Consider the following 21,689-nt stretch of genomic DNA (forward strand, 5'->3'; position numbering starts at 1 on the left):
TCCTACTGATCGGTGGCGGGAACGCCTTGGGCGAGCAGGTCAAGATCGAGGGTCATGCAGCGGATACCGCCGCCGCCTTTGGTGAACTGGTCGACCGGGGTGACGATCGGGTCGAAGCCCCAGGCCGCGAGCTGTCGGCGGATCCGGTCGGGGCAGGCGGACATCACGATCGAGGTCCCGATGACCACGGAGTTGACGCAGAAGGTGGTCGCCTCCTGCTCGGTCACGACGAGTGGTTCCGGGATGAGCTCCAGCAGCCGGCGGCGGCTGTCCTCGTCCCAGGCCCCCGGCCATACGAGGGCGCGCCGGTCGTCCAGCGGGCAGACCGACATGTCGAGGTGGTAGAACCGCGGGTCCACCAGACGGACCGGGACCACCTCGCGGCCGAACGCCGCGGCCAGGCCGGGGTGCGCCGCCGCTGTGGTACGCGTGCCGTGCCCCGCGAGCAGCCGCTCGCCGAACGCCAGGACGTCGCCGCCCTCCAGACGGGCGGCCGGATCCCAGTCACCGGCCGGGATCTCGGTCCAGCCGTGCGCCGTCAGCCATTCGGCCGCCAGTCGCGCCTCACCGTCCCGTTCGGGTCTGCTGAACCGTGACCGCAGGAACCGGCCGCCGCTGACGACGGCGGTGTCGGTCGGGTACACCATGTCGGGCCAGTCCGGGTCGGACGGTGCGGTGTGCACCGTTCCCCCGGCCTTGCCCAGCGCCCTCGCCAGCTCCTCCCACTCTGCGCGTGCCTGCTCGGGGCTGGGCTGGGAGCTGGTGGTCATCCACGGGTTGATCTCGAAAGCGACCCGGAAGTGCGCCGGGTCACGCAGCAGGAAGGGACGCGCCACGGACTGCGGGATCATACGACCACCCGCGACTGCGCACTGCTCCGAAGCTCCCGCGACTTGCGCAGGTCCCGGGCGACGACGACCTTCTTCAGCCACCGGTCGGTCCCGTCGTACCGTGCGGTGAAGGGCCGCCGACCGTGCACGGCGCGGTAGTTGTCGATGAAGCCGATCTCCCCGGCGTCCAGCACCAGGTCGTCGAGTTCCTCGTCCAGTGCCGCCACCACGCGTTTGAGCGCGTCCTCGGCGTCCCAGTCGCCGGGCGCGGCATCCATGAAGTACGGATCGATCCGCAGATAGGGTTCGTCGCGGCTGCCGAAGAGGACGGACACCGGTCTGGTGCGCTCGGCGATGTCGTGCACGCTGGTGCTCTCCGTCACCTCCGCGCGCAGATGCTCGGTGTCGGGCTTGATGAGGAACCGTGGCTGCCGCAGCACCTCGGTCACCTCGGGCGACAGCGCGATGTTCTTGATGCCGGCGAAGGTCGTGGCCACCGCCGTGTGGTTGCGCAGGGCCATGAGTCCGAGGTAGTCGCAGCGGAACGGGTGGAAGCCGTCCTCGGTGTGCCACTCCAGGAGCTTCGTGCTGCCGTGACCGCTCTGCGCGGCCTCCTCGCCCCGCACCGGCACCACGTCGTGGACGAGCCGGCCTCCCTGCAGGGTCGACCAACCGAACGGCTCGCCGAGCAGCGCCGCGAGCAGCACGAAGAAGATCTCCTCGCGCAGCGTGGAGTCCGGCTCCGGCTGCCTCGACCAGTGCGAGGGGGTCGGGCCGATCGCGCCGTCGTCGACGGGGAACCCGCTCACCACGACACCGGCGGAGGTCTCGCACAGTTCGAAGGAGCGCAGAAAGTCCACAAGTCCGTGCGGCAGTCCGGTGGCCAGGTTCCCCGCCTGGAAGAGAAAGTCCGCGTCGGACGCGGAGGTGCACCGGTCCCGAATCTGAGCCACCAGGTCCTCGATCCGGCTCAGCTCGCCACCGTCGACTCGATAAACGCCCACATCCCGTGGGAATTCCTTGGAGTTCATGATTGCCCGCTTTCTCGGCGAGCGGACTCAGTGGCCCGCCATTCGGTGTGCCGTACCAAGCTCGCCGAGACGGACCGGCCGAACCATCCACCCCGGGACTGGAATCGGCTCCCGCATCCGCCACGCGGCGGAGAACCCGCTCACCGGCGCTTTCTCCCCCGTACGGAGGAGGGGCGCCCGCAAAGCCGACGCCCGGCCGGTACCGGCCGCCGTGCCCGGCCGGTGAGCATGGCGGGGACAACCATCCGCCGCCAGCGAGGAAGGGATCCCGTATGAAGACAGAGGATCTGCTGCCGTTCTGGGACAGCGACCTCACCGGTCTCCCGGTCTTCTGCCTGCCGCACGCGGGAGCGGGCGCGGGTGCGTTCCGCGTCCTGGCCCGCGAACTGCGTCCGGCCGTCAACCTCCAGCCGGTGCAACTGCCGGGGCGCGAGAACCTGGTGGGACTGCCCCTGGTCGACGACGCCCGGCAGGTCGTCGACTGGCTGGGGCCGCGACTGCTGCCGAGGCTAGCGGCGCCTTTCGTGCTGGCCGGTCACAGCATGGGGTCGCTGCTCGCCGCCGAGCTGACCGCCTGGCTCGAACGCAACGGCGGACCGGTACCCGAGCTGCTCGTCGTCTCCTCCTATCCCGGCGACTTCCGGCTGAACCGGATGGCCGCCCGCGAGCGCACGGACGCGGAGTTCGCGCAGGTGCTGGCCGAGCTGGGCGGAACCGCGCCGGAGGTGCTGGAGAACGCGGAGATGCTCTCCTTCGTCCTCGAATCGGTGCGCAACGACCTGCGTCTCGTGCGGGGGTACAGCCCGTCGTACGACCGGGTGAGCGTGCCCATCCTCGCCGTCGGGGGCACGACGGATCCCGACGCCGACCGGGCGGCGCTGGAGACCTGGCGTGCCCGGACCACGGCGAACACCAGGGTCGAGGTCTTCGAGGGAGGGCATTTCGCGGTGTTCGAGAACGCGGATTCCTTCGGGGCCCTGATCGAGGAGCAGGCCACGGCGGCTGTGCGGGTCGGGTCCCCTGAGCAGGTTCTCCTGGAGGTGCTGCGGCGCCGTCTGGAGGACGACGAGGTCACGCTGGACGACGACTTCTACGCGGCCGGCGGGGACTCGCTGATCGCCCTGGCCGTGGTCTGCGAGCTCAAGGAGCGGGGGCTGGAGCTGCCGCTGCGCGCGCTGCTCACCAGCACGTCCATCAGGGAGCTGGCGCCGCTCGTCGTCCCGGCCGCCGCCGAGGCCGAGGACACGCTGCGGCCCTTCGACGCACTGGAGCCGGCCGACCGCGACCTGCTGCCCCCGGGACTGCAGGACGCCTATCCGGCCTCCACGCTGCAGGTCGGGCTGATCTACCTCTGCGAACTGGCCGGTGACCCGAGCCTCTACAACGACCTCGTCGGAATGCGGGTCCACGCGCCCTTCGACGAGGCGAGGTTCCGTGCGGCGCTCACCACGGTGACGCGGCGCCATGCGGTGCTGCGCAGCTCGTTCGACCTCAGCACGTACTCCACCGCCGTGCAGTTGGTCCACCCGGCCGTGACGCCCCCGGTCGAGATCGAGTCCGGAGACGGCGAGGCGCTGGTCCGCGCCTTCCGCGAGCGGCAGCTGGCCGCCGGTATCGACTACGCGACCCCGCCCGCGTTCAGGATCCACATCGCCCGGGAGGCGGACTCCTTCCGGCTCACCGTGGCCATCCACCACGCCATCATCGACGGCTGGAGCATGGCCCAGCTGGTGGTCGAGCTGCTCACCGCCTACGACGCCGAGCTCGCCCACCGCGACGCGGGCCTGCCACCGGTACCGTCCGACGGCCATCGGCGGTTCGTGGCGCTGGAGGCGGCCGCCTCGCAGTCGGCGTCCTTCTGGCAGACGGAGGCCGACGTACCGCCGCTGCTGCTCCCCCGGCGCACGCAGGACACCGTGCCCGATCCGGTGGAGACCCGCCGGATCGGGCTGGACCCTTCGGACGTCGCCCGTCTGGAGGCCGCCGCGGGACACGCGGGCGTACCGCTGAAGAGCCTTCTCCTCTCCTTCCACCTCCGGGCGCTGGCGCAGGCCACCGGCCGGGACCGTGACGTCGTGACCGGGCTGGTGGCGGGTGGCAGGCCGGAGGTTCCCGGCTCCGACCGGCTGATCGGGCTGTTCCTCAACACCGTTCCGCTGCGTATGCGTTCCGTCGCCGGCGACTGGGTGGAGCACGCCCGGCGGACCTGGACGGCCGAGCGGAATCTGCTGGCGCACCGGCGCTGTCCGCTGTCGGCGATCGAGCAGGGCCTGGGGCGTCCCGCCTTCGACGTCTCGTTCAACTTCACGCACTTCCACGCGTACCGCCAGGTGGATGCTCTCGGCCTCAAGGTCGACGAGTGGTGGTCGTACGACAAGGCGAGCTTCCCGCTCGGCGTCGACGCCATGATCGACGCGCCGGACCTCGGCAGCTGTGTGGTGGTCGCCTTCGACCCGTCGCTCGTCCCGGCCGCGCTGGTCGACACGTATGCCGACGCCTTCGGCTCCGCGCTGCGCCGCGTCGCCGCTCCCCGCCCGGCCGGGGAGCGGCGATGACGGTCATGTCGCGGAGCACACCGGACCTGTCCGGCCCCGAGGTGGACCTCGACGCCCTGAACCTGTTCGACCCCGGCCTCTACGCCGAGCGGGACCCGCACCCCCTCTGGGCGTACCTGCGCAGGGCCGCGCCGCTGCTCCGGCAGACGCTGGCGGACGGGCGTACGTTCGCGTCGGTCACCCGGTACGAGGACGTGCGCCGGGTGCTCAGCGACTCCCGCTCGTTCACCTCGGAGCGCGGCAGCCTGCTCGAACAGCTCGGCCACGACGACGAGGCGGCGGGCCGGATGCTGGTATCCACGGACCCGCCCGATCACGCGGCCCTGCGGCGCCCGCTTCAGCAGGCCATGCAGCCGCGTGCCCTGGAAGCCGCCCGCGACCGCATCCGGTCGGCCGCACGTGCGGTCCTCGCACCGGCGGCCGGCGGTGAGCCGTTCGATCTGGTCGATGTCGCCCTCACGTTCCCGATGATGTTCACCGGGGCCCTCATGGGCGTTCCGGAGCGGGACTGGCCGGAACTCGTCCGGTGGACGTCGATGGCCGCGTCCCCGGAAGACCCCCGCTTCAGGGTCGGGCACCGGAGCGCGACCCTGGCCATCGCCCACCACGAACTCTTCTCCTACTTCACCGCCCAGACCCGTGCCAGGCCCGACGGGAGCGGCGATCTCCTCGACGTCCTGGCCGCGATGGACAGCACGGAGAAGACCGTCTTCAACTGCTACAGCGTGCTGCTCGGCGCCAACGCCACCACGCCCCACGCGTTCACCGGCACCGTGCTGGCGCTGCTGGAACGGCCCGGCCTGCTGGCCGAGGCCCGCCGCGACCTCGGCCTCGTCCCCTCGCTGGTGGAGGAGGGGCTGCGCTGGACCTCCCCCGCCAGCAGCTTCCTGCGGCACGCCGTGGCGGACGTGGAGTTCGAGGGCGGCCTGCTCCGCGAGGGGGAGGCGGTCGCGGCGTGGGTCGGGTCGGCCAATCGGGACGAGTCCGTGTTCGAGGACCCGTTCCGGTTCGATCCGCGGCGGACCCGCAACCGCCACCTGGCCTTCGGCGCGGGGCCCCACTACTGCCTGGGCGCGGTCCTGGCGAGGATGGCGCTGCGCGACCTCTTCACCGAACTCCTCACCCGGGTGGACCTGATCGAGCTCGCCGGCCCGGTCCAGCGCCTGCGGTCGAACTTCGTCGCCGGTCTGCGGACCATGCCGGTACGGATGGTGCTGCGCGGTATCTAGGAGGCGGAGCAGATCGCAAGGGGCCGGCGAGCTCGATGAGCCGGCCCCTTTTGCTCATACCACTATCCGGAATCGACCTTGCCGAATTCCCCGTGATATCCGGGTTTTCCCCTGCCGTTGCTGATCCACTCAAACGACCACTCGGCGGCGTCATACATCCAGTACGAGAAAGCTCACACTGAGCCGAAAATCCACTACAATTGCGGCGCCCTGAACGGATGTTGATTCCATTCCAGAGGGAAAGGTCTCCTCCTCCGGTGAAGCAGACTGGGACACCCGCAGGCCGTGATCACGAGGGCACGCTCTTCGCGCTTCTGGGACGATTCGAGGTCACCCGCGGCCGTGTCTCGGTACCACTCCACGCCCGCAGGACCCGTCTCGTGCTGGCGGCCCTGGCGTGCCGCCCCCAGGAGATCGTGGGCGTCGAGTACCTCAGTGAGGTGGTGTGGGGCGAGGATCCGCCGGCCACGGTCCGCAGCCAGATCCAGATATGTGTCTCCGCGGTACGCAGGGCCCTGGCCACCGTCGGCATGGGAGAAGCCCTGCGCACACACGCCGCCGGGTACTCCCTGGTACTGGAGCCCGGCCAGCGGGACATCGACCGCTTCACCCGCCTGGTACGCGCCGCGCGGTCCGCCAGCGACGCCGGCAGCCTCGAGGCGTCCGTCGGCCACTACCGCGAGGCGCTGGGACTCTGGCGCGGACCGGCCCTCAGCGACATCGACAGCGACGTCCTCCAGCGCAAGGCGGTGGCGCTCAACGAGGAGCATCTCACCGTCCTGGAGGAGTACTTCGACCTGGAGCTGCTGCGCGGCCGCGACCGGACCCTGATCCAGGAGCTGGCCGACCAGGTCGCCGACAACCCGCTGCGTGAGAAGCTCCGCGGCCAGCTGATGCTCGCCCTGCACCGGGCCGGCCGGCGCTCGGACGCGCTCGCGATCTACCGCGAGGGCCGGCGACTGATGGTGCGCGAGCTGGGGATCGAGCCCTCCGACGAACTGCGCCGCCTCGAACAGGAGATCCTCCGGGACGCACCGGAACTGGCCCCCGCTCACGGCAGACCCGCCGGCCCCCAGACACCACGACAACTGCCCCGGCAGTCCCGCTACTTCGTCGGCCGGGCGGGCAGCGTCCACCGGCTCACCTCGATCCTCACCGGCCCCGGCGACCCGGCGGAGCCCTGCGACCGGGCCGTGAACCTCTACGGCCGGGGCGGGACGGGAAAGACGACGCTCGCCGTCCATGTCGCCCACGCGCTCGCCCATGACCACTTCGGCGACGGACAGCTCTACTACGACATGCACGGCAGCCACACCGTCACCGCATCCCCGACCCGGGTCCTCGACCACTTCCTGCGCGCGCTCGGCGTGCAGCCCGCCGACATACCGGACGAGCTGGACGAGCGGGCCGCCATGTTCCGCAGCCGCCTCGCCGAGCGGAAAGTGCTGGTCATCCTCGAGGACGCCGCCGACGAGCATCAGATCCACCCGCTGCTGCCGGGCGGCCGGGACTGCGGGGTCATCGTCACGAGCCGCCGGCCCCAGACAGGTCTGCCCGAACTCGAGAGCATGCAACTGGACGCGCTGAGCCAGTCGGAGGCGGTCGACCTGCTGGGGCAGATCATCGGCGACCGGCGGGTACGGCAGGAACCGCTGGCCAGCGCCCAGCTGGTCCGCGAGGTCGACCGCCTGCCCCTCGCGGTGGGCATCGTGGGAGCACGGCTCGCCGCGTCGCCGCACCGGACGGTCTCGTCCATGGCCCACCGCATCCACGACGAGCGCCGCCGGCTCGACGAGCTCGCCCACGGCAACCGGGCGATACGCACCACGATCTCCTCCACCTTCGACACACTCAAGCCCGACTTACGCGAACTCCTGGGCGGGCTCAGCCTGTTCGGTGTCGAAGCCGTACCGGGATGGATGGCCGGCGCGATTCTCCGGGGGGTGACCGAGGACGCCAACGACCTGATGGACGAGGCCGCCACCAGTCAGTTGCTCGTACCGCTGGACATCGAGCCGACCGAGAACCCCCGCTACCGCTTCAACAGCCTCATCCGCCTCTATCTGAGGGAGTCGGTCGACCAGCTCCCTTTCGAGCAGCGCGCCGAGGTCGTCCGCTCCGTCACGGAGGGCTGGCTGGCACTCGTCGACCAGGCGCAGGCGCAGCTGTGGGGCGGCAACTACACCGTCGTCCGCGGCGCGTCGGTCCGCTGGCAGGCGCCCGAGGAGGTGGTTCGGCACGTACTGTCGGATCCGCTGGGCTGGCTGGACGCCGAGCGGCCGGGTCTGCTCGCGGCGGTCGCTCTCGCGGCCGAGTTCGACCTGGACGAGGCGTGCTGGGAGCTCGCCACCCAGCTGGTGACGCTGTTCGAGGTCCGGCAGCACTACGCCGACTGGCAGGAGACCCACGAGACGGCGCTGCGGCTCGTGCGACGCACGGGGAACATCCGCGGTGAGGCGGCGGTGCGCTGCTCACTGGGATCGCTCCACCTCTCCCAACGGCAGGTCGCGACGGCTCTTCCGTATCTGGAGAGGTCGCTGGAGCTGTTCGAGGAGCTGGCGGACATCAGCGGAATGGCCCTGGCGATACGCAACATCGCCCTGTGCAAGCACACGGACGGCGCCTTCGACGCCGCGTGCCGGCACTACGAGCGGGCGGCCGAGCTGTTCCTCCGGGCGGAGGACCCCCTGGGCCGCGCCCATGTGCTGTGCAACATGGCGCCGATCCACGCCGCGTGCGGTGACCCGGCACGAGCCGAGCGGGATCTGACGGAGGCGCTGCGCATCTGCCAGTCGATCGGCAGTCCCCGGGTGGCCGCCATGGGCCTGCACCGGCTGGGCGCGCTCTGTCTCGGCCAGGGGAAGCTGGACGCCGCTCTGGAGCGGTACCGGGAGGCCCTCGCCATCGTGCGCCGCCAGAACGATCCGCTCGGCGAGTGCTACGTCCAGCACGGCCTCGGCGACACCCACCTGGCCAGGGGTGACTACGCGGAGGCCGCGGGCTGCCTCGAAGGGGCCCTGATCACCGCGGAGACGGCGGGGAACACCCACGCGGCGGCACAGGTGCGGGTGAGCCTGGCGGAGGTGTGCATCGCCCGGAACATGCACCAGCGGGCCAGGAGTCTGCTGGAGCAGGCGCTGACGGTGCTGGAGCAGTACGACCACAGGGGCGCGACCGCCAAGGCCCGTGCGGCCCTGGCGCGGCTGAACTGAACGGGGGCCGGTCGCTCATCGCTGAGCGCCCGGCCCCCGGCGGGACGGTGATCGCGTCGTCAGGAGTGCGAGGACGGCCCCCACGGGGTGTCGTCGGTGGTCGCGCCGATGGCCTGTCCGAGCGACGAGTGAGCCGGAGCCGACGGCGACACGAGGGGGCCGGCGGCCGCGCCGAGGACGGCGGCGAGCAGGAAGGCGCACACGCGTACCGTGGTGAGCTGGGTCATCGTCTACTCCCGGTAGGTCGGCCGACTGCTCTCGGCGGTCCCGGACTTGCCTGATGAGCTCACGCTAGGCAGCGCTTCCATTACCCACCCATCGGCCCGCTATCGCCGCGATCCCGACGGCGATAGCGAGCCCACTTCCACCGGCTGACCTGCGCTTGTGCGGCAGAACGCGACTATCGGGCAGGCTCCTGCCCAGCCCACGGCCGCGGCGGTGCGAGCCGGACGGTCCGCCCGTCGTCGAACCGGAACTCGTACCGGATCCGGCCGAGGGCCTCGTCGAGCACCGCGAACATCTCCTCATGGGTCGCGGCCTCCCCGCACACCGTGTCCAGCTGGCAGGTCATCCCTCCGCCGAACAACGACTGCCCGGGCCTGACGATCTGGCGATAGGCCGTGATCCCCGGCACCTTGCGGGCCGCCCTGCCCCCCTCCACGGCGGTCAGCCGACAGGGCTCGGCGGGTCCGGCGCCCCAGTACTGGAAGTACACGCGGTCCATCGCCTCCGGCTCGGCCCAGTCGTCCTTGCCCAGCGCCCGCAGCCCGGCGAGGCGGATCAGGTCCACCTTGGCCGCCCGGCGGCTGATCTCGTTGACGAGTCCGCCGAGCCTGCCGTTGACCTCGATGACGCGCGGTCCCCGCGCGGTGAGCTTCACCTCCGTGTGGGCGACGCCGAAGTCCACTCCGAGTGCCAGCAGCGCTCGGGTGGTCAGCTCCGCCACCGCCCTCAGCTCGTCGGGGTGCAGCGCGGACGGCCAGAACTGGCCCTGCTCACGGAAGGGGGGAGCCTGGGGGAACTTGCCCGAGACCGACACATGGGTGATCCGGCCGGGGGCGCAGAGGCTCTCGACGGACACGTAGTCCCCGTACGGCAGGCTCGGTCTGCCGTGCAGGTACTCCTCGAGCATCATGCCCGAGGGGTGCCGTCGGGACATCTGCTCCAGGGTCGCCTCGTCGCGGATCAGATGGGTGTCGCGACTGCCGCCGCCGTACAGGGGCTTGGCGATGGCGGGGAGCCCGACGGTGCGCAGGGCCGCGGTCCAGTCCGGCGCGCGGTGGATCGGGTGGTGGCGGACGGAGTCGACGCCCGCTTCGGCGAGCCTGCGGCGCTGCCGGTACTTGTCGGTCAGGAGCAGCACCGTTTCCGGCCGGTGCCCCGGGAGGCCCAGGGCATCGGCGATCCGGCCGGTGTCCCGGAGCATGGGCTCGCTGTAGGTGACGATCCCGTCGGGGCGCAGCGCCCGCACCCGGGCGATGTCGTCGTCGCCGCCGGTCAGCTCGACGACCTGGCCCAGCTCCCCGAGCAGGGGCCGGACCTGGTCGGTGTGCTCCGAGCGCGGGACGAGGAAGGCCAGCGGGGTGTCCCCGGCCAGCGCCGTGGCTATCTCGGCCGCGGCCGCTGCGCCGTGGTCGTAAGCGATCACCAGCATGTCAGTCTCCGGGGAACGGGCGCGTCGCGAAGGGAAGGGAGATGGCGCCGCACAGCAGCGCGAACGTGAACGACTGCAGGTATTCGTCGACGATCGGGTGCCTGATCAGTGCGGGGTCGAAGGCGACCAGTACGCCGCTGCCGAGGCCAGGTGCGTCGATCAGCACGTCGACGCGGAGCGGAACGCCGCTCTTGCTGAAGGACCACCACGAGTCGGTCCGCGTCCGCAGGTGCTCCAGCCGGTGCCGGGGCCGGAAGCGGGTGAGTGCGAAGGTGACGTCGAACGACGGGCGGCGCAGCCGGTGTTCGAGCGCGGTGAGTGGGAGGTGGCGGTGTGCCCACAGGTTCTGTTCGGCGGTCCAGGCCCGTCTGGCCTGGTCGGACCAGGTGCCCGTGGTAGTGCGCAGCCGCAGGGGGAGAGTGTTCAGGAACAGCCCCAGGAGGTGGTCGGCTCGGGCGTCCCCGGGCCTGCGGTCCAGCTCCACTCCGGTGACGATGTCGGTGTCGCGCCCGGTCGCCTGCACGAGCGACCAGAGGTGCATGGCGAGGAAGACGCTCCTGGGCGGGACGCCCGCCTCCTCGGCGGCGGCGCGGATTCGGTCGACGGCCGTTTCCTCCAGGGGGATGAACCGTGTCTCGGTGGGATCGGGTACGGCGCCGACGGGACGGAAGGGAAGGAGCAGGGGCGGCACGTCCGCCTCGGCGAGCCAGAACGCCTCCGCGTCCGGATCCGCGCGGTCGAGGCCGGCGGCGTCGGCCGGTACCGCGGGCAGTTCTCCGCGCGCGCCGGTGAGGCCGGTCTCGTACCGGGTGAGCAGCTCGGCCAGCAGCAGCCACACGCTCCACCGGTCGAGGACCGCGTGGTGGGCGGCCACCGAGAGCCTGAACGAGTCCGGTTCGCGGACGACGTGACAGCGGAAGGCCGGAGGTTCGGACCAGTCGACGCAGGCGGCGAGTCGGCGTTCGCGGAAGCCGCGGACGAGTTCGTCGCCGTCACCGGTCTCGATGTCGAGAGGAGGCCGGGCCTCCGGCCGGACGAGTCGTACGGAGGTGGAGTATCCGGTCATGTCGAAGGAGCTGCGCAGTGGGTCATGGCGGGCCATGACGCCGCGCAGGGCCGCGCGGAACGTCTCCTCGTCGAAGCGCGCGCGGACGCGCAGGCCGGCGAGGTTCAGGCAGAGACCGTGGTCACCGCTCGACCGACGGCTCTCGCAGTGGGTGAGGAGCGCCGCCTCCTGGGCCGTCACGGGGCGGGCGTCCGCGGCCCCCGCGGGCGTGCGTGCGCTGAACGGCCGTCCCTCCACCCGGAGTTGCCGGAGGATCAGGGCTCCGACGGCCGCCGCCTGTTCGTGCGGGGCGAAGTGGCCGCCCGGGATCGTCTCGACGCGGCAGTCCCCGGTGGTGCGATGCCGCCACAGGGCCAGTGTGGAGGCGGTGACCGCCGGGTCGTCCTTGCCGCCGATGGCCAGGATCGGGGTGGTGAGCCGGTCGTAGGTGGGGCGATAGCGGCGGACGAGGCGCAGGTCGTTACGGAGGACCCGCAGCTGGGGGGCGTCCGCCTCCGAGGCCTGTCGCGCCCCGGGTTCCGTTTCGCCGAGACGCGCGAGCTCCGTGAGGATCCGGGCGTCGCCGAGGTCACCGGTCGCCATGGCGTCCGGCCGCAGATCACCGCCGCAGGAGGAGACGACCAGCAGCCGGGGCGCCGGCGCCCGGTGGCGCTCCAGCCAGGCGGCCCACTCGGCGGCGATCAACGCGCCCATGCTGTGCCCGGCGAGGCCGAACGGTTCCTCCAGTACGGGCCGCAGCACCGTCCCGAGCAGCTCGGCGAGTTGCGCCGCGTCGTCCTGCAGAGGCAGCCGGGCCAGGCTCCCCCGGCCGGGAAGCTGCACGGGCTGCAGGTCGATCTCCGGCGGCATGCCCCGGGCGAGGCCGCGACAGGCCGATGCGCCGCCGCCCGCGTGAGGCAGGCAGAAGACGGGGAAGCCACCTCTACGGCCGGACCAGAACGGCAACAGGTCCTCTACCCTCATGCTCGGCCCCTTCTGGTCGGCGGCACAGGTCGACTCTTCCACCAGGGTTCGCCGCTGCCGCCGCCCGCGTAACCGGCCGCCTGCCGGGTCTTTCCCCCCTCACCCGCCGCACGGGGGAGCCGATGCGGGCCTCATGACCAAAAAGTCCTGCCCACGACCGGCCGCGGCCTCGCCCCACCTCGTACGGCCTGAAGCCAAAGCGTCCGCACATGCGTGCACCCCCCGACAACTTCCTCACAGGCGTACGTCATGATCATCGGGAAGTCTGACGCCCGCGCCCGTCCCCCACCCAGGGTCGCGAGGCGTGGGCACGTCATCACCGGCTGACCTCCGAGCGCAGCCGAACAGCACCACAAAAGGAGGCCCGCCGTGGGGCAGCCCGCAGCCCGCCGGTACGACCGCACGCGCGACTCCGGCGGAGCCGAACCAGGAGGCCGCCGGCGCCGCGCCCGCCCTCGCGCGCGTGTCCGCAGGGCGACCGCCCGTGGGCTCTGGGCCGGGGCGGCGTTAGGTGCCGTGCTGCTCTGCGCGGGCATCGCCGTGGCGTACGACGCCCTGGGCGCCGGAGACCGGGCGGGCCGCGCAGCCCGCCCGGACGCATCACCGAGCCCGTCCGCCGACCCCGGCGCCTCCGCTTCACCGTCACCCGATCCCAGCCCCTCCGCCTCCGCCTCCGCCACCGCGATCGCCGTTCCCGCCACCGGTCCCGGCACCTTCACCGCCGCCCGCGCCGGCGGAAAGGCGGTCGGCCGAGGCAGCCGGCTGCGGCGCTACAAGGTGCTCGTCGAGGACGGCATCGCCGTCTCTCCGGAGGCGGCGGCGGCCGAGGTCTCCGCGGTCCTGGCCGACCGCCGGGGCTGGACCCGGGACGGCGTCAACTCCTTTCAGCTGGTCCGTTCGGGCTCCTACGACTTCGTGGTGAAGATCGCCACCCCGGGCACGGTGGACAGCATCTGCGGTGCCGCGGGCCTGCGGACCCGGGGCAAGGTCAACTGCAGCGTCGGCACCGACGTGGTGGTCAACCTCAAGCGGTGGGTGCGCGGCTCCCCGGAGTTCGACGGGCCGATCAGCGAGTACCGTGCCCTGATCGTCAACCACGAGGTCGGCCACCGCCTCGGCCACGGCCACGAAACCTGCCCCCGCGCCGGCAGCCCCGCCCCCGCGATGATGCAGCAGATCAAGGGCCTGAAGGGCTGCATCGCCAACGCCTGGCCCTACGACGCCGACGGCCGGTACCTCGGGGGGCCTACCGTCCCCTGAGCGTCCGGGAGGGACCGGCGATCAGAATTCCGGCTCTCGTGCTCTCCCCTGTACTTCGTCGGCTGATTTAGGATCTGACGGATCGACACGTACAGGGGGACGTATGCGGCCGAAACAACTGAACGGGTATGCACGGGTCGCGGCGGGTGTCTCATGATCAAGGCATTCTTCTCCTACTCGACCCAGGACGCCGCCTTCGTGCGCGAGGTGGCCTCCGAGGTCGGCCGCGCCTTCGCCACCATCGACTACCGGTCGTTCAGCGCGGGCGGAGACATCCTCGACTCCGTCGACGAGGCCGTCAGGGAGTCCGCCGCCTTCGTCTTCTTCCTCAGCAAGGCGGCCCTGGCCTCCCCATGGGTGAGGCACGAGATCCGTGAAGCACGCTTCCATACGGCGATGGGACGGATCAAGAACGTCCTCGTGGTCCGCATGGACCACGGCATCACGCCCGATGACCTGCCGGAGTGGCTGAACCGCACCAAGCACATCACCACGATCTCGGCGAAGCCCGCGGCGCGGAAGATCAGAACCATCATCGACGACCTGGTGCGTCAGGGCCAGAGTCCCCGCTTCGTCGGGCGGGCCACCGAGATCGCGGCGCTGCAGGACGTGTACTCCGCGCCGGAGCCGGGAGCGGAGAGCCAGGTCGCCTGTGTGGCGGGGCTCTCGGGCATAGGCAGGCGCGCCACGTTGACCAAGATGATCCGTGAGTCGCTGGACCTGGAAGCCCTCCTGGTGATCAATGTGGAGCCCGGCGACACCGTTCAGGCGCTCGCGGCGAAGCTCTCCGCACTGGTCGATCCCTCGGAGACCCCCGAAGAGTCGCTGCAACGGACCAAGGAGATCACCGCGCTCGGCGACGAGCAGGCCCTCGCCCGTGCGCTGACCAAGCTGCAGGAGATCTGCCAGTACCACCAGATGCCCGTGCTCAACGACGAGGGCGGGCTCCTGGACAACGACGGCGACATCGCGCCGTACATCCTCGACCTCATCGAGGCCCTGGGCCAGTACCCGGACATCGTCACCGCCTTACTGACGAACAGGCGGCCCGCATCGGAGCGGTTCGTCGCCCGCGGCATGCGCCCGCCGTCCGTGGTCCACCTCCAGCCGCTGGAGGACTCGGACATCAACCGTCTCGTCGGCCTGATGGCGAAGGCCCGTCAGATCACCCTGAACCCGGCGACCGTCAAAAAGATCACGTCAGCGGTCCGCGGATACCCGCCTTCCGTCACCTACGCGCTCGAACTCGTCGCCGCCTACGGTCCCGATCTCGGGATCCGGGGCCCGATGCTCTCGGACTTCGGCGCCTCACCGTTCACCCGTTATCTCAAGGACAACAAGTTCAGCGGCCTGGAGCGCAAGATCCTCCGGGTCATGGCGGCGAACAGTCCGCTGCCGCTTCCCGTTCTGCAGGATGCGACCGGTACCTCCGACGACGGCATCGAGAAGGCCCTGATCCATCTCATCGACGTCTCGCTGATCGTCCCGACCGCCGGCGGCTGGTACGAGGTGTCCGGACCCGCCACGGACGCCATCCGCCGTGAGTTCGGTGCCTGCCACAAGGACGAGTACGGGGCGGTCGCGAGCAGGCTCGACGAGTTCCTGGCCCATTCCGAGGACGGAACCGACTTCCTGGCCCTGCAGCGCACGCTGTTCCGCGCCATCGACCTGGCCGGACAGCGCTCCACTCCTCGGGCGTACGCCCTGCTCACGGACCGGGTGAAGCTGGCCGAGCAGTACTACCACGAGCAGGAGTACCAGCGGGCCGTCGACATGGCGACCGATGCGCTCAAGACGGACCCCGGCATCCACCAGGCCCGGACGACGCTCATCCGCGCCCATGTGAAGCTCAGTGAGTACGAAGAGGCCCGGGAGCACATCGCGCAGCTGAAGAAGCGCGGTCAGATCCGCGACGCGTTCTTCCTGATGGGTTTCCTGGAGCGGCACCGGGGCGAGCACCGGGAGGCACTGAACTACTACCAGAAGGCGCTCGACAGCGGGCGCGGCGGCATGGCCATCCATCGCGACATGGCCGACTGCTGTCTGCGCCTGGGCGATCTGCCCCGTGCCAGCGAGCACATCTCCCGGGCGGAGGAGAAGCAGCCCGACAACCGGTACGTCGTGGACCTGAAGATCCAGATCGCCTGCAAGCTGGGTGACCGGCAGACGGCGCTGTCCCTGCTCCTGCGGCTGGCGGACATCGACCGGGCCGAGATGGTCAGCCACCGCACCTCACGCGTGGAGTACCTGTCCGGCAACATGGAAATCGCGTACGAATTCGCCCAGAATGCCGTCGAGAAGTCGGACAATGTGCGCTTCGAGGTTCTGGCCAACTACGTCCTCTGCGCGCTGCGCACCTCCCGCATCGACGAAGCGGGGGCGGCCCTGGAACAACTCGACCGCAAGTTCAGCAGGCAGCGCCGTGACATCCGGACCGGGCTGAGGGCGCGGCTCTGCATCGCCCAGCAGGACTACCAGACGGCCCTCGAACACACCGAGCGGTTCATCAGCCCGGAGCGTCTTGTGCATCTCCTCATCCGGCGGGACGCGCTGCGCGGACTGCTCGACCGGACCGCGCTCTCCCCGCAGCGGCGGGCCGACCTCAAGGCCGAGCTGAAACGGTGCGAGGACCGGCTCGCCGGCCGGGAGGAGGACTTCGACCTGGACGCGCGGGGGGACGCGGGCTAGCTCGGGAGTCGCGGGTCCGCTTTCCAGGTCATGTGGGTCTCGGCTGTCTGATCCAGCCCAGGGAGCGCTCGACGGCTCGCTGCCAGTTGTCGTATTCGGACTCGCGGCGTTCGGGGTCCATGTCGGGCAGCCATTGGGCGGCGCGGTGCCAGTTGCGGCGGAGGACTTCCAGGTCGGGCCAGTAGCCGGCGGCGAGGCCGGCGGCGTAGGCGGCGCCGAGGGAGACGGTTTCGGCGACCATGGGGCGTACGACGGGGACGTCGAGCACGTCGGCCACGAACTGCATGAGCAGGTTGTCGGCTGTCATGCCGCCGTCCACCTTGAGCTCTTCCAGGGTGAGCGAGGAGTCGGCGTTCATGGCGTCGACGACCTCGCGTGTCTGCCAGCCGGTGGCCTCCAGGACGGCCCGGGCCAGGTGTCCCTTGGTGATGTACGAGGTGAGGCCGACGATGACCCCGCGCGCGTCGCTGCGCCAGCGGGGCGCGAAGAGACCGGAGAAGGCGGGGACGATGTAGCAGCCGCCGTTGTCCTCGACCGTCCGCGCGAGGGTCTCGATCTCCGGAGCGCTGCTGATCAGGCCCAGGCGGTCGCGGAACCACTGGACCAGTGCGCCGGTGACGGCTATCGACCCTTCCAGGGCGTAGGCCGGGGGCTGGTCCCCGATCTTGTAGGCGACGGTCGTCAGGAGTCCGTGCCGGGACCGCACGACCTCGCTGCCGGTGTTGAGCAGCAGGAAGCTGCCCGTTCCGTAGGTGCACTTCGCCTCGCCCGGGGAGAAGCAGGTCTGGCCGAACAGGGCGGCCTGCTGGTCGCCGAGGGCGGCCGTGATGCGGACGCCCGGGAGGAGTGAGCGGGCCTCGGCGTAGGTCTCGGCGGACGACCTGATCTCGGGCAGCATCGGGCGGGGCACCCCGAAGAAGGACAGAAGCTCCTCGTCCCAGGTGAGGGTGCGGATGTTCATCAGCATGGTGCGGCTGGCGTTGGTGGCGTCGGTGATGTGCAGGCCGCCCTCCGCGCCCCCGGTGAGGTTCCAGATCAGCCAGCTCTCCATGGTGCCGAACAGCACCTCGCCGTCCTTGGCACGCTGCTCCAGACCGTTGTCGTGGTCGAACAGCCAGCGGATCCGCAGCGCCGAGAAGTAGGTCGAGGGCGGCAGGCCGCACCGTTCGAGGAAGAACTCGTCGCCGGGCCGCTGTCTGAGGTCGTCGACGAGCGGCGCCGTGCGGGTGTCCTGCCAGACGACGGCCCTGCCCAGCGGGGCGCCGGTCCGCCGGTCCCAGAGCACCGTCGTCTCCCGCTGGTTGGCCAGGCCGATGGCGGCGACCTCTCCCGTGTCCACTCCGGCTTCGGACAGGGCCTCGGGGACGACGCGCTGCAGATTGCGCCAGATCTCGACGGCGTCGTGCTCCACCCAGCCGGGCCTGGGGAAGTGCTGCCGGTGCTCGCGCTGGGCGACCGACACCAGCCGCCCGTGGTGGTCGAACAGAATGCATCGGGTGGAATTGGTGCCCTGATCGATGGACATTACATACCGTTCAACCATGATCGGGTCTGCCTTCCGATGTGGCGAGGAGGGGGCGCGACTACCAGCGGGCCGCACCCAGGTCTCTGGAGATCGCCCGTGCGGCCTCCCGGAGCAGGGTGATCAGACTCGGCCGGGGACGGCCTCGGCCGTCGCAGATCCGCTCGACCGGGCCGGCGAGCCCGATGGCGCCCACGACGAGGCCGCCGTGCCCTCGGATCGGCGAGGCGATGCCCGCGTCGCCCATGCTCATCTCCTGGACCTCGGCGGCCCAGCCGAGCTCCCGGACCTCGGCGAGCGCCCGGGTGAGCCGCTCCGGATCGACCAGGGTGTGCCGGGTGTACGCCTCCAGCCCCGATTCCAGGACCGGCTCCAGGGGCGTGGTGCCGAAGGCCAGCAGAACCTTGCCGAGCGAGGAGGCGTGCAGCGGCAGCAGCGAGCCCACGTCCAGGGTCTGGAGTGTGTCGTCCGGCCGGAACACATGGTGGACGACGAGCACCTTGCCTTCCAGGGGGGTGCCCAGACGGACGGTTTCCCCGCTGCGGGCGGCCAGGGCGTCGGCCCAGTTGATGGAGCGCGACCGCAGCTCGTTGACGTCGAGGTAACTGGTGCCGAGATGCAGCAGGGCGGCCCCGAGCTGGTATTTTCCGGTCGCAGCGTCCTGCTCCACGAAGTCCACGTGCTGGAGCGTGCGCAGTATGCCGTGGGCGGTGCCCTTCGCCAGCCCGAGCGAGGACGCCACCTCGCCGAGCCCGAGCCGACGGGGCCCTCCGGCGAGCAGCCGCAGGATCGCGGCCGCCCGTTCGATCGACTGGACGGGGCCGGTCATGAAGCGAGCCTATTACCGCCGTGGAGGGTTCGCTTCGCGTGCGGACGGCCGCTTCGGCACGGGGATGACCCTCGGCGTTCGGTAATGCCGACCGTCGTTCATTGACCTGCCCCGCTCCCCTCCCTAACGTGCTCTGAAGGCCAGGCAACGTGCCCGAGGCCCGGCGTTCGGCCGGCGTTCACCGGAGGAGGGAAGATGGCGGTGCAGCTCGATACGCTGCTTCGAGAGGCAGTCGAACACGTCTTTCCGCTGCCGCCCGTGGCCGGGGCCGTCTCGGCCGTGCGCCGACGGGTCGGGGTGGTCCTGACCGACTGGAACGTGTCCCCGGAGATCGTCGAGGACTCGCTCCTGGTGGTGTCGGAGCTGCTGACGAACGCGATCGTCCACGCCCTGCCCCCGGCGGAGCTGCGGCTGTCGTGGGCGCGGGGCGACGGGCCCGGCACCTTGCGCGTCGAGGTCACCGACGCGGGACCCGCGCGACCGGCGGGGCAGTCCCCCGTGGGTATAGACCCCGACGAGCACGGCCGGGGCGAGCACATCGTCCACGCGCTGGCGGCCCGGCACGGTGTACGCGTCCACCCCGGCGGGTTCACACGGTGGGCCGATCTGGTCGCGGCGTGAGTACGCGCGGCGGTATGCGGGATGTCAGGCCTCGGAGAGGCGCTGGGAGGCGGCACGGACGCCCGGGAGCTCGGCAACGGCCGACTCGGTGACCGTCTGTCCGGGAACGGCCGGCTTGCGCAGCAGGAGCAGCGCCGCGTCGTCGTGCAGCCGGCCGCCCACATGCGCCAGCAGTTCGTCGTGGAGCGCGGTGAGAGTGCGTGCCGGTTCGTCGGACACATGGCGCGCCACTCCGTCGGCGAGCGGGTAGAACTCACGCCCGTGATCGCGGGCCTCGGTGACCCCGTCGGTGTAGAGCAGCAGCTGATCTCCGTCGGCGAAGGGCAGCACCTGGAGGCTGGGAACCTCGCCGGAGAGGGCGCGCAGCCCCAGGGGCGGGGTCGGGTGCGTGGGCTCCACCGCCTCGACGCTTCCGGATGCCCGGATCAGCAGCGGGGGCGCGTGTCCGCAGTTGACCACTTCCAGCTGGCCCGGCCTCGGGTAACCGGCGACCACGGCGGTGACGAAGTCGTCGGCTCCGAGGTTGCGGGCCAGGCTCCGCTCGATCCTGCCGACCACGGCGAGGAGGTCGGGTTCGTCGTAGGCGGCCTCGCGGAAGACACCGAGCACCAGTGCGGCCGTCCCCACGGCCGGCAGTCCTTTGCCGCGTACGTCGCCCACGATCAGCCTCACCCCGTACGGGGTGGGCACCAGCGCGTAGAGATCCCCGCCGATCCGGGCCTCGGCCGCCGCGGCGCTGTAGCGGACCGCCACCTGGAACGGGCCGACCCTCTCGGGTACGGGCCTGAGCAGCGCGTGCTGGGCGGCCTCCGCGACCGAGCGGACGGCCGCCAGCACCCGTTCACGCCGGCCGCGCAGCGCGCTGGCCAGGCCACTCGCCAGCGTGACGGCCACCAGGGCGGACAGAACGGCCGCCAGCTCGGAGGCCGGAACGCCGTCCCGGGCGCCGAGCGTCGCGCCGAGCCCCGTGGCGAGCAGGCCGACGCAGAGGACACCGCGCGGCCCGTTGGTGGTGGCGGCCAGCGCGGGGCCGGCCGCGAGCATGGGCAGCCAGATCATCCCGGCTCCGCCGACGAGGTCGACGAGCACGATGACGGAGACGATCAGCACGGGCAGTACGGGCATCCCGGCGGCCAGCTGTGCGGCGGCGCGCCTCTGGGCCGGCGCCCCGGGACTGGCCACCCGCCTGAACAGCCGTTTCGGCCAGTGGTCGCCACCATGGTCTCGGGCCTGACTCATTCCGTCCGCAGTCCTCACCTGTGTGCGCGTCTGTACGCCGGGGCGCTCCCGACTTGTCCGTTTTATCCAGGAAACGGGTTCGGCTGGGGTGCCACAAGGAGAGGATTTTCAGATAGTGAGCGAGAGGCTCCTGGTCACGCGGCTCGCGGTGGGGATCAGCCGCGCCCGGATCTCCTGGAGGCGGGGGAGCCGGTCCGCCGGCAGCGAGACGCCGAGCGAGCCGAGTATCTCCCCGCAGTAGACGGGCACGGCGACGCAGACCGTGCCCAGGGAGTACTCCTCCAGGTCCGTGACGGCCGGGGCCACGGGTGAGGAGTCGAGCCGCCGCAGGAGTTCCGGACGACTGGTGATGGTCCGTGGCGTGAGGTCGGCGAGGGCGTGCCGGGAGAGGTAGTCCATGCGGGAGTCGTCGTCCAGTTCGCGCAGCACGGACTTGCCCAGGGCGGTGGCATGCCCCGCGTCCTCGAACCCCACCCAGAGATCGACCCGGGGCGCCCGGGGACCGTCGACGATCTCGGCCACCCGGATCTCGCCCTCCTCGTAGAACGTGAGGTAGGCGGCGGTCGCGAGCTCGTCCCGCAGCGCGGCGAGCGTGGGCCGGACCCGGGTGAGCAGCACCTGCGCGCGGCCCATGGCGTGCAGGTTCTGCAGTTTGTCGCCCAGGACGAACCCGCCGTCGTCCATCTTCCGTATGTATCCGTCGTGGACCAGCGTCCGCAGCAGGTGATAGGCGGTGGCCAGGGGCAGGCCCGTCTCACGCGCCAGCTGCTTCGCCGGTGCGCCGTTCTCGTGCGCGCTCACCGCCTCCAGCAGCCGGAAGGCCCGCTGCACGGACGTGATGAGAGTGGGGCCGTCGGGAGCACCCATGCCACCAGCGTGCGCCGAGCGCCCAACGCAGGCAAGGCGGCCATGCCCGGGACCAGATCACCAGCGCCCCCGATGAACCCTGGTGACAGCGGCCGCTGTCGTGCCTACGAGACACCAGACGTC

The 21,689-nt window shown here is 71.1% G+C and carries 15 protein-coding genes; 6 read left to right on the forward strand and 9 right to left on the reverse strand.

Annotation, left to right across the window (positions count from 1 at the left end):
- Nucleotides 1-2 precede the first annotated feature (2 nt).
- Both ACZ7L0_RS23095 and gntD read right to left on the reverse strand, forming a co-directional pair.
- Nucleotides 3-851, reverse strand: coding sequence for a dimethylarginine dimethylaminohydrolase family protein (locus ACZ7L0_RS23095; RefSeq protein WP_471244403.1), 849 nt, complete (start codon nucleotides 849-851; stop codon nucleotides 3-5).
- Complete coding sequence (gntD, locus tag ACZ7L0_RS23100; protein WP_471244404.1) at nucleotides 848-1,861, reverse strand: guanitoxin biosynthesis L-enduracididine beta-hydroxylase GntD; 1,014 nt, start codon at nucleotides 1,859-1,861, stop codon at nucleotides 848-850. Before gntD ends, ACZ7L0_RS23095 begins: the two co-directional genes overlap by 4 nt.
- Before the next feature lie 272 nt (nucleotides 1,862-2,133).
- Between gntD and ACZ7L0_RS23105 the strand changes: the two genes are divergently transcribed.
- The 3 genes from ACZ7L0_RS23105 (at nucleotide 2,134) to ACZ7L0_RS23115 (ending at nucleotide 8,857) form a co-directional block, all read left to right on the forward strand.
- Nucleotides 2,134-4,416, forward strand: a complete 2,283-nt coding sequence (locus tag ACZ7L0_RS23105) for an alpha/beta fold hydrolase (RefSeq protein ID WP_471244405.1) — start codon at nucleotides 2,134-2,136, stop codon at nucleotides 4,414-4,416.
- Nucleotides 4,413-5,645, forward strand: coding sequence for a cytochrome P450 (locus ACZ7L0_RS23110; RefSeq protein ID WP_471244406.1), 1,233 nt, complete (start codon nucleotides 4,413-4,415; stop codon nucleotides 5,643-5,645). Before ACZ7L0_RS23105 ends, ACZ7L0_RS23110 begins: the two co-directional genes overlap by 4 nt.
- Nucleotides 5,646-6,025: 380 nt before the next feature.
- Nucleotides 6,026-8,857, forward strand: a complete 2,832-nt coding sequence (locus tag ACZ7L0_RS23115; RefSeq protein WP_471244407.1) for an AfsR/SARP family transcriptional regulator — start codon at nucleotides 6,026-6,028, stop codon at nucleotides 8,855-8,857.
- A 59-nt stretch (nucleotides 8,858-8,916) separates the two neighbouring features.
- Here the strand turns inward: ACZ7L0_RS23115 and ACZ7L0_RS23120 are convergent, their stop codons facing one another.
- The 3 genes from ACZ7L0_RS23120 to ACZ7L0_RS23130 form a co-directional block, all read right to left on the reverse strand.
- Entirely contained in the window at nucleotides 8,917-9,084 is a 168-nt protein-coding gene (locus ACZ7L0_RS23120; protein WP_471244408.1) for a hypothetical protein, read from the reverse strand.
- A 173-nt stretch (nucleotides 9,085-9,257) separates the two neighbouring features.
- The gene (locus ACZ7L0_RS23125) at nucleotides 9,258-10,511 is read right to left on the reverse strand and encodes an ATP-grasp domain-containing protein (protein WP_471244409.1); all 1,254 of its coding nucleotides are present in this window, start codon (nucleotides 10,509-10,511) and stop codon (nucleotides 9,258-9,260) included.
- Nucleotide 10,512: 1 nt separating this feature from the next.
- A complete protein-coding gene (locus ACZ7L0_RS23130; protein WP_471244410.1) occupies nucleotides 10,513-12,540 on the reverse strand; it encodes a thioesterase domain-containing protein in 2,028 nt (675 codons plus the stop codon).
- Nucleotides 12,541-12,909: 369 nt separating this feature from the next.
- Here ACZ7L0_RS23130 and ACZ7L0_RS23135 point away from each other — a divergent pair, with 369 nt between their 5' ends.
- Both ACZ7L0_RS23135 and ACZ7L0_RS23140 read left to right on the forward strand, forming a co-directional pair.
- Complete coding sequence (locus tag ACZ7L0_RS23135; protein WP_471244411.1) at nucleotides 12,910-13,800, forward strand: DUF3152 domain-containing protein; 891 nt, start codon at nucleotides 12,910-12,912, stop codon at nucleotides 13,798-13,800.
- 153 nt (nucleotides 13,801-13,953) lie between these two features.
- Nucleotides 13,954-16,488: a tetratricopeptide repeat protein gene (locus ACZ7L0_RS23140; protein ID WP_471244412.1), complete on the forward strand. Its 2,535-nt coding sequence runs from the start codon at nucleotides 13,954-13,956 to the stop codon at nucleotides 16,486-16,488.
- Nucleotides 16,489-16,516: 28 nt separating this feature from the next.
- On the opposite strand, the gene glpK is transcribed toward ACZ7L0_RS23140, so the two are convergent.
- Both glpK and ACZ7L0_RS23150 read right to left on the reverse strand, forming a co-directional pair.
- Nucleotides 16,517-18,031 carry a glycerol kinase GlpK gene (glpK, locus tag ACZ7L0_RS23145; RefSeq protein ID WP_471244413.1) on the reverse strand — a complete coding sequence of 505 codons (1,515 nt, stop codon included), beginning with the start codon at nucleotides 18,029-18,031 and terminating at the stop codon, nucleotides 16,517-16,519.
- Between the two features lie 40 nt (nucleotides 18,032-18,071).
- Nucleotides 18,072-18,839, reverse strand: a complete 768-nt coding sequence (locus ACZ7L0_RS23150) for an IclR family transcriptional regulator (protein WP_471244414.1) — start codon at nucleotides 18,837-18,839, stop codon at nucleotides 18,072-18,074.
- A 195-nt stretch (nucleotides 18,840-19,034) separates the two neighbouring features.
- Here ACZ7L0_RS23150 and ACZ7L0_RS23155 point away from each other — a divergent pair, with 195 nt between their 5' ends.
- On the forward strand, nucleotides 19,035-19,460 hold the full coding sequence (locus tag ACZ7L0_RS23155; protein WP_471244415.1) for an ATP-binding protein: 426 nt from the start codon (nucleotides 19,035-19,037) through the stop codon (nucleotides 19,458-19,460).
- Nucleotides 19,461-19,484: 24 nt separating this feature from the next.
- On the opposite strand, the gene ACZ7L0_RS23160 is transcribed toward ACZ7L0_RS23155, so the two are convergent.
- Together ACZ7L0_RS23160 and ACZ7L0_RS23165 are read right to left on the reverse strand one after the other, a co-directional pair.
- Nucleotides 19,485-20,699, reverse strand: coding sequence for a PP2C family protein-serine/threonine phosphatase (locus ACZ7L0_RS23160; protein WP_471244416.1), 1,215 nt, complete (start codon nucleotides 20,697-20,699; stop codon nucleotides 19,485-19,487).
- 108 nt (nucleotides 20,700-20,807) lie between these two features.
- Nucleotides 20,808-21,566 carry an IclR family transcriptional regulator gene (locus ACZ7L0_RS23165; RefSeq protein WP_471244417.1) on the reverse strand — a complete coding sequence of 253 codons (759 nt, stop codon included), beginning with the start codon at nucleotides 21,564-21,566 and terminating at the stop codon, nucleotides 20,808-20,810.
- Between the last annotated feature and the right edge of the window lie 123 nt (nucleotides 21,567-21,689).

The sequence above is a fragment of the Streptomyces sp. NPDC039424 genome (assembly GCF_055639495.1).